Raw genomic sequence first — 1,566 nt, forward strand, 5'->3', positions numbered from 1 at the left:
CCACCACCCGGCCTCACATCAGGAGCAGGCAGAGCCCTACGATCCACCTTCCCGTTCACCGTCAACGGCAACTCATCAAGAACAACAAACGCCGAAGGCACCATATACGCCGGAAGAATCCCAGCCACAAACGCCCGCAACACCGAAACATCCACACCATCAGCACCGGCAACCACATACGCAGCCAACACAGCATCACCGACACTGTCACGACAGACAGACACAGCAGCCCGGACCACACCCCCATGACTCTCCAGAGCAGCCTCCACCTCACCCAGCTCGATCCGGAAACCACGCACCTTCACCTGGTCATCCACCCGCCCCAGACACTCCAGCGTCCCACCCTCCTCCCAACGAGCCACATCACCCGTCCGGTAAAGCCGCTCACCGAACCCGAACGGCGAAGCAACAAAACGCTCCCCCGACAACCCCGGCCGGCCCACATACCCACGCGCCAACTGCGCACCCGCCAGATACAACTCACCCACCACACCCACCGGCACAGGACGCAACCACGCATCCAGCACAAAAACACGCACATTCGCAAACGGACGCCCCACCGACACACCACCCCCACACACCTCACCCGACGTCGCCCACACCGTCACCTCCGTCGGCCCATACAAATTCACCGCCCCGATCCCCAAATCCACAAACCGCTCCGCCAGCTCACGCGGCAACGCCTCACCACCCACCAACGCCCGCACACCCACAGGCCAACCACCCACATCCAACAACGCCCGCCACAACGACGGCACCGCCTGCACCACCGTCCCACCCGACGAAACCACCAACCCCCTCAACGCAACCGGATCCCGCACCACCTCACCCGACGCCACCACCACCGACGCCCCCGACACCAACGGCAAAAACAACTCCAACGCCGCAATATCGAACGACACCGTCGTCACCGCCACCAACCGATCCCCCACACCCAACCCCACCCGCTCACCCACACCGAACAAATGATTCACCAGAGCACCATGCGACACCACCACCCCCTTCGGCCGCCCCGTCGAACCCGACGTATACACCACATACGCCGGATGCGCAGACAACACCCCCACACCCAAACCCCCACCCGACAACCCCGCCAACTCCCCCACCACAGACACATCATCCAACACCACCCGACCAACACCAGCCGGAACCAACCCAGCCAGCTCACCCACCGTCACCACACACTCCACACCCGCATCACCCAACACAAAACCAACCCGCTCCACCGGATACCCCGGATCCACCGGCAGATACGCACCACCCGCCTTCACCACCGCCAACAACGCCACCACCAAATCAACCCCACGCTCCAACACCACCCCCACCACCGACTCCGGACCAACCCCACACCCCACCAACAACCGAGCCAACCGATTCGCCCGCACATCCAACTCCGCATACGACACCTCCACACCCCCAAACACCACCGCCACCGCACCCGGCGACCGCACCACCTGCGCCTCGAACAACCCCGACAACGTCGACCCCTCAACCCCCACCGCCGTCGCATTCCACTCCACCACCACCCGACGACGCTCAACCTCACCCAACACATCCACCGCACCC

General features: G+C 63.8%; 1 protein-coding gene. It reads right to left on the reverse strand.

The genetic code is table 11. The annotated features are described in order from the left end of the window. Positions 1-1,566, reverse strand: a 1,566-nt coding sequence (locus GA0115254_RS42765; RefSeq protein ID WP_141721016.1) for a non-ribosomal peptide synthetase, incomplete at both ends; no start/stop codon positions are given.

The sequence above is a fragment of the Streptomyces sp. Ncost-T10-10d genome (assembly GCF_900091955.1).
GTDB lineage: Bacteria > Actinomycetota > Actinomycetes > Streptomycetales > Streptomycetaceae > Streptomyces.